The sequence below is a fragment of the Streptomyces sp. NPDC023481 genome (assembly GCF_055560195.1).
Window position 1 is genome coordinate 504,340 of sequence record NZ_JBVHJE010000001.1, and the last position, 14,518, is coordinate 518,857.

12 protein-coding genes are annotated in these 14,518 nt (G+C 72.5%); 7 read left to right on the forward strand and 5 right to left on the reverse strand.

Annotated features, from left to right (window positions below; genetic code table 11):
* Positions 1-62 precede the first annotated feature (62 nt).
* The 3 genes from ACZ3ZD_RS02475 to ACZ3ZD_RS02485 all read right to left on the reverse strand — a co-directional run bounded on the left by ACZ3ZD_RS02475 (position 63) and on the right by ACZ3ZD_RS02485 (position 2,363).
* The gene (locus tag ACZ3ZD_RS02475) at positions 63-770 is read right to left on the reverse strand and encodes an ester cyclase (RefSeq protein ID WP_467392619.1); all 708 of its coding nucleotides are present in this window, start codon (positions 768-770) and stop codon (positions 63-65) included.
* A gap of 74 nt (positions 771-844) precedes the next feature.
* Positions 845-1,618 carry an SDR family NAD(P)-dependent oxidoreductase gene (locus ACZ3ZD_RS02480; protein WP_467392621.1) on the reverse strand — a complete coding sequence of 258 codons (774 nt, stop codon included), beginning with the start codon at positions 1,616-1,618 and terminating at the stop codon, positions 845-847.
* A gap of 76 nt (positions 1,619-1,694) precedes the next feature.
* The gene (locus ACZ3ZD_RS02485; protein WP_467392623.1) at positions 1,695-2,363 is read right to left on the reverse strand and encodes an MOSC domain-containing protein; all 669 of its coding nucleotides are present in this window, start codon (positions 2,361-2,363) and stop codon (positions 1,695-1,697) included.
* 80 nt (positions 2,364-2,443) lie between these two features.
* Here ACZ3ZD_RS02485 and ACZ3ZD_RS02490 point away from each other — a divergent pair, with 80 nt between their 5' ends.
* Positions 2,444-3,352: a LysR family transcriptional regulator gene (locus ACZ3ZD_RS02490; RefSeq protein WP_467392624.1), complete on the forward strand. Its 909-nt coding sequence runs from the start codon at positions 2,444-2,446 to the stop codon at positions 3,350-3,352.
* A gap of 147 nt (positions 3,353-3,499) precedes the next feature.
* Here the strand turns inward: ACZ3ZD_RS02490 and ACZ3ZD_RS02495 are convergent, their stop codons facing one another.
* Positions 3,500-3,829 carry a WhiB family transcriptional regulator gene (locus ACZ3ZD_RS02495; protein WP_467392625.1) on the reverse strand — a complete coding sequence of 110 codons (330 nt, stop codon included), beginning with the start codon at positions 3,827-3,829 and terminating at the stop codon, positions 3,500-3,502.
* A gap of 381 nt (positions 3,830-4,210) precedes the next feature.
* Here ACZ3ZD_RS02495 and ACZ3ZD_RS02500 point away from each other — a divergent pair, with 381 nt between their 5' ends.
* The 4 genes from ACZ3ZD_RS02500 to ACZ3ZD_RS02515 all read left to right on the forward strand — a co-directional run bounded on the left by ACZ3ZD_RS02500 (position 4,211) and on the right by ACZ3ZD_RS02515 (position 8,831).
* Positions 4,211-4,822, forward strand: coding sequence for a response regulator transcription factor (locus ACZ3ZD_RS02500; RefSeq protein WP_003948568.1), 612 nt, complete (start codon positions 4,211-4,213; stop codon positions 4,820-4,822).
* Positions 4,823-5,311: 489 nt separating this feature from the next.
* Entirely contained in the window at positions 5,312-5,899 is a 588-nt protein-coding gene (locus ACZ3ZD_RS02505) for a sigma-70 family RNA polymerase sigma factor (RefSeq protein WP_030641278.1), read from the forward strand.
* A gap of 162 nt (positions 5,900-6,061) precedes the next feature.
* Positions 6,062-7,570, forward strand: a complete 1,509-nt coding sequence (guaB, locus tag ACZ3ZD_RS02510) for an IMP dehydrogenase (RefSeq protein ID WP_467392628.1) — start codon at positions 6,062-6,064, stop codon at positions 7,568-7,570.
* Positions 7,571-7,706: 136 nt separating this feature from the next.
* On the forward strand, positions 7,707-8,831 hold the full coding sequence (locus tag ACZ3ZD_RS02515) for a GuaB3 family IMP dehydrogenase-related protein (protein ID WP_030641283.1): 1,125 nt from the start codon (positions 7,707-7,709) through the stop codon (positions 8,829-8,831).
* Between the two features lie 88 nt (positions 8,832-8,919).
* On the opposite strand, the gene ACZ3ZD_RS02520 is transcribed toward ACZ3ZD_RS02515, so the two are convergent.
* Positions 8,920-10,128 (reverse strand): nucleotide sugar dehydrogenase, encoded by a 1,209-nt coding sequence (locus tag ACZ3ZD_RS02520; protein WP_467392630.1) that lies wholly within the window; start codon positions 10,126-10,128, stop codon positions 8,920-8,922.
* Between the two features lie 283 nt (positions 10,129-10,411).
* Between ACZ3ZD_RS02520 and ACZ3ZD_RS02525 the strand changes: the two genes are divergently transcribed.
* Positions 10,412-12,118: a glycerol-3-phosphate dehydrogenase/oxidase gene (locus ACZ3ZD_RS02525; protein ID WP_467392632.1), complete on the forward strand. Its 1,707-nt coding sequence runs from the start codon at positions 10,412-10,414 to the stop codon at positions 12,116-12,118.
* Between the two features lie 286 nt (positions 12,119-12,404).
* A complete protein-coding gene (locus tag ACZ3ZD_RS02530; RefSeq protein WP_467392634.1) occupies positions 12,405-14,501 on the forward strand; it encodes a serine/threonine-protein kinase in 2,097 nt (698 codons plus the stop codon).
* Positions 14,502-14,518: the final 17 nt, after the last annotated feature.

The window sequence follows — 14,518 nt, forward strand, 5'->3', positions numbered from 1 at the left end:
GGAGGGGCGGTCGGCTGTGGACCGTCCCTCTGCGCCCGCTTGCCCGCTCCTCTTCCCGCGCCCTACCGCTCCAGCGCGTCCAGCGCGCCGAGCTGCTGCATCAGCCCCAGCTGGTCGTGCTGCCACCAGATCTCGGCGATCTTGCCGCCGTCGGCGAACCGGAACAGGGTCATCCCCGTCATGGTGACCCGCCTGCCGGTGGGCGCGATCCCCAGGAAGTCGCCCGTGTGCGTCGCGCGCCACGTCCAGCGCGCGCACGCACGCCCGCCCTGGGCGATCACGTCCTCGACCGTGAACGCGAAGTCGAAGCCGCCGCGCCACATCCGGAACTCCGCGCGGGCGTTGTCCAGCCCCAAGGTGTCCTGCGGGTTCACCGGGTCGTGGCTGTGGACGTCCTCGTCCAGCAGGTCGTTGAGCGGCGGCAGCTCGCCCGGGACCGCGAGCGCCTCGAAGAACCGCCGGACCGTGTCCACCATCAGGCTCTCGTCCCGTACGACGTCCAGGTCGACGAAGGTCGGCAACTCGTCGCACAGCGCGACCAGCCCCCGGAAGATCCGGTCGGTCTCCGGGAGGTTCGAGTTCCGCATCGCGTCCTCGTACGACGGGAACTCCACCAGTTCCACGACGTGCGACGCGTCGGAGCGGTCCGTGCCGACCACCGCGTGCGTCGCCGTCCGCTTCCCCTTGGTCTGCTCGACCCAGTCGTCCATGAGCCGGTTCATCTCGTCCAGCCGGCTCGTCCTGCACTCGATGAGCTGTACGAAGGTCATGGCGTCGCCTCCGGCCCCCCTGGCCCGGTACCGTCCCGCCCATTTTCCCACCGGGACGGCGGCGCCACCCGCCGCTACCGCGGCCCGTACTTACGCCCGGTCCGGGAGGTGATCCCGCCCAGCAGCCCGCGCGGGGCCACCTTCACCAGACCCATCAGCGCCTTGTACCGGGGATCGGGGATGGACAGCGTCCTGCCGCGCGCGAGATCGGCCAGGGCCGCCGCGACCAGCTTGTCGGCGTCCAGCCACATCCAGCCCGGGATGTTGTCCGTGCCCATCCCGGCGCGCTGGTGGAACTCGGTGCGCACGAAGCCCGGGCACAGCGCCATCAGCCGGACCCCGCTGCCCGCCAGGTCCTTCGCCGCGCCCTGGGTGAACTGCACCACCCACGCCTTGGAGGCGCCGTACGTGCCGCGCGGCAGGAACGCGGCCACCGAGGCGACGTTCACCACCCCGCCCCGGCCGCGCTCGCGCATCGCCTCGGCCGCCGCCGACGTCAGGCGCAGCACCGCCTCGCAGTGCACCTTCAGCATCGCCAGCTCGTCCGCCATGGGCACGTCCAGATAGCGGCCCTTGAGGCCGAAGCCGGCGTTGTTGACCAACAGGTCGACCGGGTTCCTCCGGTCGCCGAGCCGGCCGGCGACCGCCTCGATGCCCTTGTCGGCGGACAGGTCGGCGGTCAGCACCTCCACCTCGATGCCGTGGCGGTCGTGCAGTTCCGTGGCCTGCTCGTGCAGCCGCCCGGTGTCCCGGGCCACCAGCACCAGGTCGTGCCCGTCCGCCGCCAGCCGGCGCGCGAACGCGGCACCGATCCCCGCCGTCGATCCCGTAATCAGAGACGTTGTCATGGCGCAAGGGTAGTGACCGGCACCTATCGCCCCCGCTGACCGGCTCGCCCCGTCCGGTTGGTCTCCTGATGGCCGCTCAGGCCCCGTGCTCCGCCACGTACGCCCGGGCCCGTGCCAGCGTCTCCGTGTGCAGGGCCTCGCCCGCCGCGAGCAGCCGGGGCAGCAGCTCCCGCTCGGTGGTGACCGCGCGGAACTGCATCTCCGCCGTGATCCCGTGGTCCGGCCGGTGCACGATCTCGACCGGATCGCCGGCCCGGATCTCACCGGGTTCGATCACCCGGAGGTAGGCACCCGTTGCGCCCTTCCGTGTGAACCTCCTGAGCCAGCCGCGCTCGCCCAGATGGCCCTGGAACGTGTTGCACGGGACGCGGCCCGAGGTCACCTCCAGCACCACCTCGGACCCGATCCGCCAGCGCTCGCCGATCAGCGCCCCGGAGACGTCCAGGCCCTCCGTCGTCAGGTTCTCGCCGAAGGAGCCGTTGGCCAGCGGCCGCCCGAGTTCGCCCTCCCACCCGTCGAGGTCCTCGCGGGCGTACGCGTACACCGCCTGGTCGTCCCCGCCGTGGAAGCGCCGGTGGCACACCGCGTCCCCGGCGAGCCCGCTCCCGGCGATCCCCTTGGGCCCCGGCGCCGCCACGCGCACGGGCCCGTCGGCCGGGCGCTTGTCGATGCCGGTCAGCCCCTCCGGCTGGCTCGTGTAGGAGACCTGCCGTGGGCGGCCCAGATTGACGGAGAGAAGCTTCATGTCGGCACGGTAAGTGATCGGGACCCAAAGTGTCGACGCGTGATCGGGCGACACACCCAAGGCTGCCTTATGCTCAAGGGGTGATCGAGGCCCGTCATCTCCGCGTCCTGCGCGCCGTCGCCACCACCGGCTCCTTCTCCGCCGCGGGCCGCCAACTGGGCTGCACCCAGCCGGCCGTCAGCCAGCAGATGAAGGCCCTGGAGACCTCGGTCGGCACCCCGCTGCTGGTCCGCACCGGCCGCGAGATGCGCCTCACCCAGGCCGGCGAGGCCCTGGTCCGGCACGCCTCCGGCATCCTCGCCGGGCTCACCGCCGCCGAGGAGGAGGTCGCCGCCATCGCCGGGCTGCGCGCGGGCCGGGTCCGGCTGGTCTCCTTCCCCAGCGGCAGCTCCACGCTGGTCCCCACGGCCCTGGCCGCCCTGCGCGCCGCCCACCCCGGCACCCGGGTCTTCCTGGAGGAGGCGGAGCCCCCGCGGTCCGTCGAACTGCTCCGCGAGGGCGACTGCGACCTGGCCCTGGCCTTCCGCTACGAGGGCGCGGCGGTCGCCGAGGACTGGGACGACCTCGTCGTACGCCCCCTGCTGACCGACCGCCTGGTCGCCCTGGTGCCCGAACGGCACCGGCTCGCGCGCGCGGAGGCCGTCGCGATCGGCGAACTGGCCCGGGAGCCCTGGATCGCGGGCTGCCCACGCTGCCGCGGCCAGCTGATCGAGGTGTGCGAGGGGGCCGGATTCACCCCGCGCATCGACTTCGCCACCGACGACTATCCGGCCGTCGTCGGCCTGGTCGGCGCGGGGCTCGGCGTCGCCGTACTGCCCCAGCTGGCCGTGGAGTCGGTGCGGCCCCGGGGCGTGCGCATGGTACGGCTGGAACCGGCGGTACGGCGCGAGATCGTCGCCCTCACCCTGCCCGACCTGGCACAGGTGCCGGCCGTGTCGGCGACGCTGGAGCAGCTGGCCCGGGCGGCGCGTCCGGGCGGGCGCGGCTAGGTCCGACGAGAGGGCCCCGGAGCCGGCGCGGCCAAGGGTCACGCGGAGCGGGGTCACGCGGAGTGGGGTCACGCGGAACGGGCACGGGCACGCGCGAGCGTGCCCGGTCGTGGTTCGAAGGGATGAAACGGATGAAAAAACGTTCCTTCAGTGATCCGAGGCGGGATCCCCGCTGGTGGTCGTCGCCGCCACCAGGCGGTTGCGCGCCCGCCCCATCAACTCCTCACGCTCGTCCTCGGTCAGTCCGCCCCAGACCCCGTACGGCTCGCGCACCGCCAGCGCGTGCGCCGCGCACTCCGCACGGACCGGGCACCTCATGCAGACCTCTTTGGCCGAGTTCTCGCGAGCGCTCCGAGCCGCCCCGCGCTCGCCCTCCGGGTGGAAGAAGAGCGAGCTGTCCACCCCGCGGCAGGCTGCGAGCAGCTGCCAGTCCCACAGGTCCGCGTTCGGTCCGGGAAGGCGGGAGAAATCTGCCATTACGTGACCCCTTGTCGCCGTTCTGGGCGGATACGGTGCCAACGACCGTACATCTCCGGTCTAAGGAGATGAAAATATGACTCATTGCGAATCTAGCCCCGGACACTACGAAACGGGAAGAAAATGGGCCAAATGGGGCATAGGTTGTGATGAAAAGTTGAGAGTCCGACGGGCATGTCTGCACCGTGTCGACCCCCTCACATAGAGTGCCGAAGACGGCACGCGGCCCCGTAACTCTTTCGAGTGACCGTCGTTGAGAGTGCGGAGGCGGTTGAAAACACAAGCGCTCGGGCAGGCGTCCGAGACGGTCGACCGCACAGGTGACGATTCCGTACCAGCCTGGAGGCTCAAGGTGACGCGCATCAGCTGCGGAGGGCGGTCATGACATCCGTCCTCGTCTGCGACGACTCCCCGCTTGCCCGAGAAGCACTGCGCCGCGCGGTAGCGACCGTGCCCGGTGTCGAGCGCGTGACGACGGCGGCCAACGGCGAGGAAGTCCTCCGCCGCTGGGGCGCCGACCGCTCGGACCTCATTCTGATGGACGTGCGCATGCCCGGCCTGGGCGGCGTCGAGACCGTGCGCCGGCTGCTGTCGGCCGACCCCGGCGCACGCATCATCATGCTCACCGTCGCCGAGGACCTCGACGGCGTGGCCCTCGCGGTCGCCGCCGGCGCGCGTGGCTACCTGCACAAGGACGCCTCGCGCGCGGAACTGCGCGCCACGGTGACGCAGGCCCTCGCCGACCCGACCTGGCGGCTCGCCCCACGCCGCCTGCGCTCGGCCGAGATGGGCGCAGCGCCCACGCTCACCGCGCGCGAGATCCAGGTCCTGGAGGGCATGAGCCACGGCCGCTCGAACGCCGAGATCGGCCGCGAGCTGTTCCTCTCCGAGGACACCGTCAAGACGCACGCCCGGCGCCTGTTCAAGAAGCTCGGCGCCTCGGACCGGGCCCACGCGGTGGCCCTCGGCTTCCGCTGGGGACTGGTCCGCTGACCCGGCGCGGGGCCCTGCGGGCCGCCTGACACGGGGGACCGTCCGGTCGGGCCCCGGTGCGCGGCGGCCGGCGGAGCGGGGGGCCGGCTCGCCGGTGAAGGCCCGCGTGGCGGCGGGCTCCGGCCGAGCCGCCGGGCTGGTCGAAGGGCAGGGCGACGGGACCGGCCGGGTCGTACGGCAGCGCCGTACACACCGGCCCGCCGGCGCCCGGGCCCCGCCGTCCCCGTCGTGCGCCCCCGTGCTCCGGTAGCACACGCACCACCCCCGCGAGCCCCCGGAGGGGCCCGTGCAAGGCGGCCCGCCGGACGCGCGCTGCTTGTTTCGGCGCGGATGCCGCATCCTTGAGATGTGGAGTCTCTCGGGGACGAGTCGGTCGAGCGGAAGGGGAGGGCGCAGGGAATGAGTGCCGGCGCACCTGCTCATAACGCTTCGGTGCACAACCACGAGCACGATGCGACGGACCGGACGGCCGCAGGGCACCATGGACCGATGCGCGACGACGAGGCGGGCACGGCCCACGGGGCGATCGGTGCGCTCGTACATCGCGCCGTCGACGGGGACGAGCAGGCCACGCACGATCTGCTCGCCCACGTCCACCCGCTGGCGTTGCGCTACTGCCGCACCCGGCTGTCCCGGCTCCCCGGCGACGCGCGCCACTTCGTGGAGGACCTCGCCCAGGAGGTCTGCGTGGCCGTCCTCCTCGCCCTGCCCCGCTACCGGGACACCGGCCGCCCCTTCGAGGCGTTCGTCTTCGCCATCGCCTCCCACAAGGTCGCCGACCTGCAGCGCGCGGCGATGCGCCACCCCGGGTCGACCGCGGTGCCGTCCGACGAGATGCCCGAGCGGCCCGACGACTCCCTCGGCCCCGAGGAGCGCGCCCTGCTCAGCAGCGACGCCGAGTGGGCCAAGAAACTGCTGGCCAACCTGCCCGAGAACCAGCGCGAGCTGCTCCTGCTGCGTATCGCCGTGGGCTTGACCGCGGAGGAGACCGGACAGATGTTGGGAATGTCACCCGGTGCGGTCCGCGTGGCCCAGCACCGGGCCCTGAGCCGCCTGAGGGCGCTCGCCGAGCAGTAACCGCCCTGCGCGGAGCCGTCGTCACTCCGGCGCTGAACGGGCCCGCCGTCGTTTCCGTACGAACATACGAAGCCTGAAGCGACCCCCTACCGTGGAATTTGCTAGCGATGCTTCCCGTTAGCATGGACATCCGCACCGAGCAAGGCCATTTGGGAAGGTGTCATGACTGCCAACGTCGACGGAGTGCCCGGTAAATTCGCGACACTCGGGCTGACCTACGACGACGTGCTGCTGTTGCCGGGCGCGTCGGACATGGCACCCGACGAGATCGACACCGCCTCGCACGTCTCGAAGAACGTGCGGGTCAACATCCCGCTGCTGTCCGCCGCCATGGACAAGGTGACCGAGTCCCGCATGGCGATCGCGATGGCCCGTCAGGGCGGCGTCGGCGTCCTGCACCGCAACCTCTCCATCGAGGACCAGGCCAACCAGGTCGACCTGGTGAAGCGCTCCGAGTCCGGCATGGTCACCGACCCGATCACCATCCACCCGGAGGCCACGCTCGCCGAGGCCGACGCGCTGTGCGGCAGGTTCCGCATCAGCGGCGTCCCGGTGACCGACGGCGACAAGAAGCTGCTCGGCATCGTCACCAACCGGGACATGGCCTTCGAGAGCGACCGCAGCCGCCGCGTGCACGAGGTCATGACCCCGATGCCGCTGGTCACCGGCAAGGTCGGCATCTCCGGCCCGGAGGCCATGGAGCTGCTGCGCAAGCACAAGATCGAGAAGCTGCCGCTGGTCGACGACGAGGGCGTCCTCAAGGGCCTGATCACGGTCAAGGACTTCGTCAAGGCGGAGAAGTACCCGAACGCCGCCAAGGACGCCGAGGGCCGCCTGCTGGTCGGCGCCGCGGTCGGTGTCGCCGGTGACGCCTTCGAGCGCGCCCAGGCCCTGATCGAGGCGGGCGTCGACTTCATCGTCGTGGACACCGCGCACGGCCACTCCCGGCTGGTCGGCGACATGATCGCCAAGATCAAGTCGAACTCGTCGGGCGTCGACGTCATCGGCGGCAACGTCGCCACCCGCGACGGCGCCCAGGCCCTGGTCGACGCGGGCGCCGACGGCATCAAGGTCGGTGTCGGACCGGGCTCCATCTGCACGACCCGCGTGGTCGCCGGCGTCGGCGTCCCCCAGGTCACCGCGATCTACGAGGCCGCGCTCGCCGCCAGGGACGCCGGTGTCCCGGTCATCGGCGACGGTGGCCTGCAGTACTCCGGCGACATCGCCAAGGCCCTGGTCGCGGGCGCCGACACGGTGATGCTCGGCTCGCTGCTCGCGGGCTGCGAGGAGTCCCCGGGCGAGCTGCTCTTCATCAACGGCAAGCAGTTCAAGTCGTACCGCGGCATGGGCTCGCTCGGCGCCATGCAGACCCGCGGCGACCGCAGGTCGTTCTCCAAGGACCGCTACTTCCAGGAGGGCGTCGCCTCCGACGAGCAGCTGATCCCCGAGGGCATCGAGGGCCAGGTGCCCTACCGCGGCCCGCTGTCCTCCGTCGTCCACCAGCTGGTCGGCGGCCTGCGCCAGTCGATGTTCTACGTCGGCGGCCGGACCGTGCCCGACCTCCAGGCGAACGGCCGCTTCGTGCGGATCACCTCGGCGGGCCTCAAGGAGAGCCACCCGCACGACATCCAGATGACGGTCGAGGCGCCGAACTACAGCAGCAAGCGGTAGTCCTCGGGTAGCACACGCGCGCCGCCACGCGCGCGTGAAGGCGGTGAAGGGCGGCCCCGGAACATCCGGGGCCGCCCTTGTCGTACCCGTCGGCGATACTGGAAGGCGCTGCAACGCATAGGGAAAGGCCACCAACGTGACTGAGATCGAGATCGGGCGCGGCAAGCGCGGCCGCAGGGCGTACGCCTTCGACGACATCGCCGTCGTCCCCAGCCGCCGTACGCGGGACCCGAAGGAGGTCTCGATCGCCTGGCAGATCGACGCCTACCGCTTCGAGCTGCCCTTCCTGGCCGCCCCCATGGACTCCGTGGTCTCCCCGGCCACCGCGATCCGCATCGGCGAGCTGGGCGGCCTCGGCGTGCTCAACCTCGAAGGCCTGTGGACGCGGCACGAGGACCCGCAGCCGCTGCTGGACGAGATCGCCGAGCTGCCCGCCGAGCAGGCGACCCGCCGCCTCCAGGAGATCTACGCGGCGCCCATCAAGGAGGAGCTGATCGGCGCCCGCATCAAGGAGGTCCGCGACTCCGGCGTGGTCACCGCCGCCGCGCTCTCCCCGCAGCGCACCGCCCAGTTCTCCAAGGCGGTCGTGGACGCGGGCGTGGACATCTTCGTCATCCGGGGTACGACGGTCTCGGCGGAGCACGTGTCGTCCTCGCACGAGCCGCTGAACCTGAAGCAGTTCATCTACGAGCTGGACGTCCCGGTGATCGTCGGCGGCTGCGCCACCTACACGGCGGCCCTGCACCTGATGCGGACGGGCGCCGCGGGCGTGCTCGTCGGCTTCGGCGGCGGCGCCGCGCACACCACGCGCAACGTGCTCGGCATCCAGGTCCCGATGGCCACGGCCGTCGCCGACGTGGCCGCGGCCCGCCGGGACTACATGGACGAGTCCGGCGGGCGGTACGTGCACGTGATCGCCGACGGCGGCGTCGGCTGGTCCGGCGACCTGCCCAAGGCGATCGCCTGCGGCGCCGACGCGGTCATGATGGGCTCCCCGCTGGCCCGTGGCACGGACGCGCCCGGCAAGGGCCATCACTGGGGCATGGAGGCGGTCAACGAGGAGCTGCCGCGCGGCAAGAAGGTCGACCTCGGTACGGTCGGCACCATCGAGGAGATCCTCACCGGCCCGTCCCACACCCCGGACGGCTCGATGAACTTCTTCGGCGCCCTGCGCCGCGCCATGGCCACCACCGGCTACAGCGAGCTGAAGGAGTTCCAGCGCGTCGAGGTGACGGTCGCGGACAGCCAGCACCGGCGCTGACCACCGGCGCGGCCACGGCCGGCGACGCCCTGAGGGCCGGGCACCCCGAGCGGGGGTGGCCGGCCCTTCGCGTGCCCGCGCGCCCCCTTCACAGCCGGTGCGCCGCCCCCGTGGGCGTGGCGCCCCGGGTGTCCAACAGCAGCTGGGCCTTCACCGACAGGCCCTGGAGGTCGTACGTGCGGTGCTGCTGGAGCAGGATCGTGAGGTCGGCGTCGGCGGCGGCCTCGTACAGCGAGTCCACCCGCTCCACCGGTTTGTCCTGGACGCTCCACGCGGGCACGTACGGGTCGTGGTAGGTCACGTCCGCGCCCAGCCCTCTCAGCCGTACGGTGATCTCCTGGGCCGGAGTGCCCTGCAGGTCGGCGATGTCGGGCTTGTAGCTGACGCCGAGCAGCAGCACCCGGGCCCCGCGCGCGGACTTGCCGTGTTCGTTCAGCAGCGTGGCCGCGCGCTGGACGACGTACCGGGGCATCCGGTTGTTGACCTGCTGCGCCAGCTCGACCATGCGCAGGGTGCGGGTCGCGTGCCCCGTCAGGTCCTGCGCCGCGCCGTGCCCGCCGACGCCGGGGCCGGGCCGGAACGCCTGGAAGCCGAAGGGCTTGGTCTCCGCACAGCGGATGACGTCCCACAGGTCCACGCCCAGCTCGTGGCAGAGGACGGCCATCTCGTTGACGAGCGCGATGTTGACGTGCCGGTAGTTGGTCTCCAGCAACTGCACGGTCTCCGCCTCGCGCAGCCCGCGCGCGCGGACGACCTTGTCGGTGAGCCGGCCGTAGAAGGTGGCGGCCGACTCGGTGCAGGCGGGGGTGAGGCCGCCGATCACCTTGGGGGTGCCGGCGGGCGTGCGGTCCCGGCTGCCGGGGTCGACCCGGCTGGGGGAGTAGGCGAGGTGGAAGTCGCGGCCCGCGCGCAGCCCCGAGCCCTCCTCCAGCAGCGGACGCAGGAAGTCCTCCGTCGTCCCCGGGAGCACCGGCGACTCCAGGATGACCGTGGTGTGCGGGCGCAGCCGCGCGGCCAGCGTGCGGGCCGCCGCCTCGACCTGGCCGAGGTCGAGGGCGCCGTCGGTGCCGCACGGGGTGGGCGCGCAGATCACCGCGGTGCGCACCCGGCCGAGCTGGGCCGGGTCGCTCAGGGGCCGGAAACCGGCGGAGTGCATCCGGCGCAGCTCCGCCGGGCTGAGGGAGCCGACCTCGGGGCCGGTGGCATAGCCGACGGTGGAGACACCGGCGGCGACGGCGGCCTGGGCGAGCGGCAAGCCGTAGGGACCGAGTCCGATGACGGCGAGGTCTGCGGGCATGGCGTGGGCCGTCCTTCCCAGTAACCGAAGCGGGACAGGTGCGCAACCGCTGTGGACAGCATGAGCGAGTGCACTGCCAGACTAGGTACACATATGACCGTTATGTGTGATTGTGTTTGTGTGTCTTCCCAAGGGTTGTGCGTGAGTTGTCCACAGGTGGGGAGCCCGTGGTGGCCGTGGCCGGACAACACCGTCAGAATTTGGGCATGAGGAGGGGATGAACCGGGCTTCGCCCGCCGGGTGCGGCCGACGCGAGTGAGTGTTGCGACAGCGGGAGGCAGCGGTGAGGACAGCGACTCTGGGGCCGGCGCAGCGCGCCGAGGCACTGGCGGCGATGGCGGAGCGCGAGCTGGACGTGCTGGTGGTCGGCGGCGGAGTGGTGGGCGCCGGCACCGCGCTGGACGCCGTCACACGCGGCCTGTCCACCGGCCTGGTCGAGGCCCGCGACTGGGCCTCCGGCACCTCCAGCCGGTCCAGCAAGCTGATACACGGCGGCCTGCGCTATCTGGAGATGCTCGACTTCGCCCTGGTCCGCGAGGCCCTCAAGGAGCGCGGCCTGCTGCTGGAGCGGCTCGCCCCGCACCTGGTCAAACCGGTCCCGTTCCTCTACCCGCTCCAGCACAAGGGCTGGGAGCGGCTGTACGCCGGCTCGGGCGTCGCGCTCTACGACGCGATGTCGATGGCCCGCGGCCACGGCAGGGGCCTGCCCCTGCACCGTCACCTGACCCGCCGTCACGCCCTGCGCGTGGCCCCCTGCCTGAAGAAGGACGCCCTGGTCGGCGCCCTGCAGTACTACGACGCCCAGATGGACGACGCCCGCTTCGTGACCACCCTGGTGCGCACGGCCGCGTCCTACGGCGCGAAGGTGGCCAACCGCGCGCGCGTGACCGGTTTCCTGCGCGAGGGCGAACGGGTCGTCGGCGCCCGGGTGCAGGACGTCGAGGGCGGCGGGGAGTACGAGATCCGCGCCCAGCAGGTCGTCAACGCCACCGGCGTGTGGACCGACGACACGCAGGCCATGGTGGGCGAGCGCGGGCAGTTCCACGTCCGCGCCTCCAAGGGCATCCACCTGGTCGTGCCCAAGGACCGCATCCACTCCACCACCGGCCTGATCCTGCGCACCGAGAAGTCCGTCCTGTTCGTCATCCCCTGGGGCCGGCACTGGATCGTCGGCACCACCGACACCGGATGGGACCTGGACAAGGCCCACCCGGCCGCGTCCAGCGCCGACATCGACTACCTGCTGGAACACGTCAACTCGGTGCTGGCCGTGCCGCTCGGCCGCGACGACGTCCAGGGGGTGTACGCGGGGCTGCGCCCGCTGCTGGCCGGCGAGTCCGACGCCACCAGCAAGCTGTCCCGCGAGCACACGGTCGCCCATCCGGCGCCGGGGCTGGTGGTCGTGGCGGGCGGCAAGTACACGACGTACCGGGTGATGGCCAAGGACGCCGTGGACGAGGCGGTGCACGGCCTGGACATGCGCGTCGCCGACTGCGTGACCGAGGAGACCCCGCTGATCGGCGCGGAGGGCTACCAGGCGCTGTGGAACGCGCGGGCGCGCATCGCCGCCCGCACCGGACTGCACGTCGTCCGCGTGGAACACCTGCTGAACCGGTACGGCTCCCTGGCCGAGGAGGTCCTCGACCTCGTCGCCGCCGACCCCGCGCTCGGCGAGCCGCTGCACGCCGCCGACGACTACCTGCGCGCCGAGGTGGTGTACGCCGCCTCGCACGAGGGCGCCCGCCACCTGGACGACGTCCTCACCCGCCGCACCCGCATCTCCATCGAGACCTTCGACCGCGGCACCCGCAGCGCCCGCGAGGCCGCCGAGCTGATGGCACCGGTCCTCGGCTGGGACAAGGGCCAGATCGAGCGCGAGGTCGAGCACTACGAAAAGCGCGTGGAGGCCGAGCGCGAGTCCCAACTCCAGCCGGACGACCAGACGGCGGACGCGGCGAGGCTGGGGGCGCCGGACATCGTGCCGCTGTGAGCCGCCCGGCCCGCCGGCACGGGCGAGCGGTGCCGCGCGACCGGGTCCGCGGCGGCCGGGGCCGGCGGCAGCGCCGGACACACCGGTATGGGCAGGACTGTCCGAAGGGTCGGCATCCCGGTTCCTCCCTTCTTACGACCCATCATCCCGATAAGCGGAACGGCCACTTCAGCAGGGCTCGGGGGCCGCGGGGGGTGGGCCGGGGGCCGGGACACCCTGGGCGCCGGGCACTTGCCGGGTGAGAGACAATGGAGGCTCTGTCAGGGCGGGTTGTATGAGGGGACGCATGTCGGAGGCGGAGCGGGCGGGAACATCTCGTCAGGAGACTCGTCAGGACAAGAGCGCGCGGCGTCTCCTCGCCGGGCGGTACCGGCTGGGAGACGTGCTGGGCCGGGGCGGCATGGGCACGGTCTGGCGGGCCGAGGACGAGACCCTGGACCGGACGGTCGCCGTCAAGGAGCTGCGGTTCCCGTCGAACATCGACGACGAGGAGAAGCGGCGCCTGATCACGCGCACCCTGCGCGAGGCCAAGGCGATCGCCCGGATCCGCAACAACAGCGCGGTGACGGTCTTCGACGTGGTCGACGAGGACGACCGGCCGTGGATCGTCATGGAGTTGGTCGAGGGCAAGTCCCTGGCCGAGGTCATCCGCGAGGACGGCGTGCTGGAGCCGAAGCGCGCCGCCGAGGTGGGGCTCGCCATCCTCGACGTGCTGCGCTCCGCGCACCGGGAGGGCATCCTGCACCGGGACGTGAAGCCGTCCAACGTGCTCATCGCCGAGGACGGCCGGGTCGTGCTCACCGACTTCGGTATCGCGCAGGTCGAGGGCGACCCGTCCATCACCTCCACCGGCATGCTCGTCGGCGCCCCCTCCTACATCTCGCCGGAGCGGGCCCGCGGCCACAAGCCGGGCCCGGCGGCCGACCTCTGGTCGCTCGGCGGTCTGCTGTACGCGGCGGTCGAGGGCACGCCGCCGTACGACAAGGGCTCGGCGATCGCCACGCTCACCGCGGTGATGACCGAGCCGCTGGAGGAGCCCAAGAACGCGGGACCGCTCCGGGACGTCATCTACGGCCTGCTGTCGAAGGACCCGGCCAAGCGGCTCGACGACGCCGGGGCCCGGGCCATGCTCAACGCGGTGATACACGCGCCCGAGCCGGAGCCGATGGACGCCACGCGGGTGGTCCCGCTGCCCGCGCAGCCCGGCGGCCCGGAGGGCGAACGCGGCGAGGAGAGCGGGGAGAAGCGGCGCGGCGCGCTGCGGTCGGTCCGCAAGGCGGCCGCGCTGGCCACCGGCGCGGCGGCGGCGCGGATCAAGGGCGGCGGCGAGCCGGCCGCCCCGGGTGCGGGCGGCGGCACGCCGGGCACCGGGGGCGCGGTGTCCGGTGGGACGCGGCCCGCCGCGCCCGCAGCGCCCGCCGCTCCGACGGCGCCGGGAGCCGGGTCCGCCGCGCGGCCCGGGACGCCCGTGTCCGGTGCCTCCCGTGCCGCCGGTGTCTCCGGTGCGGCCGGCTCCGGCGCGAAGAAGACCGGTTCCGGCTGGCCCGTGGTGCCGCCGCCGGACCTGGACCTGCCGCCGCGACCGGTGCCGAGGGCGCCGCTGACCGACGTGGTGCCCCGGCGCACGCTCATCGTCATCGCCGTGGTCGTCGTCCTCGCGGTGCTCGGAACCGTGCTGGCCCTCACCCTGGGCGGCGACGACGGCAAGGGCGACAAGAGCGGCGCCAGGGCGGTGAGCAGCGCCAGTGCGTCCACCAAGCGGGACAAGAACGGGGGGAGCGGCACGGACACCGGGAAGCGGACGGACGGGACGTCGTCGTCGACCCCGCGGGACGGCTCCGGCTCGCAGGGCACGGGGGAGGCCGGGGCGAGCCCGTCCGCCGACGGCTCCGCCTCCGCCTCCGGCTCCGACGCGTCTGGCGGCTCCGGGTCGAAGGGCGACGGCGCCGCCCCGGCGGTCTCGACGCGCAAGGCCCCCCAGGGCTACTCGATCGGGCTGCCCAAGGGGTGGAAGTACCAGTCCACCGGAGCCGCCGGCGACCGCTACACCGGCCCCGACGGGCAGAGGCTGCTCCTCGGATGGACGAGCACTCCCAAGAGCGACCCGGTGGCGGACTGGAGGAACCAGGAGCACGACATGGTGCGCTCCCAGTACCACCGGATCCGTATCGAGAAGGTCGGCTACCGCGGCTGGAACACCGCCGACTGGGAGTTCACCTACGTCGACGGCGGCACCCGGTACCGGTCGATCGACCGCGGGTTCGTGGTGAACGGCCGTCTCGGCTACGGGATGATGTACACCGCGAAGGACGCCGACTGGCACAGCGGTCTGCGCGAGGACACCTGGAAGACGTTGACGGAGACCTTCACGCCGAAGTCGTAGGCACCGGGCGCCTCTTC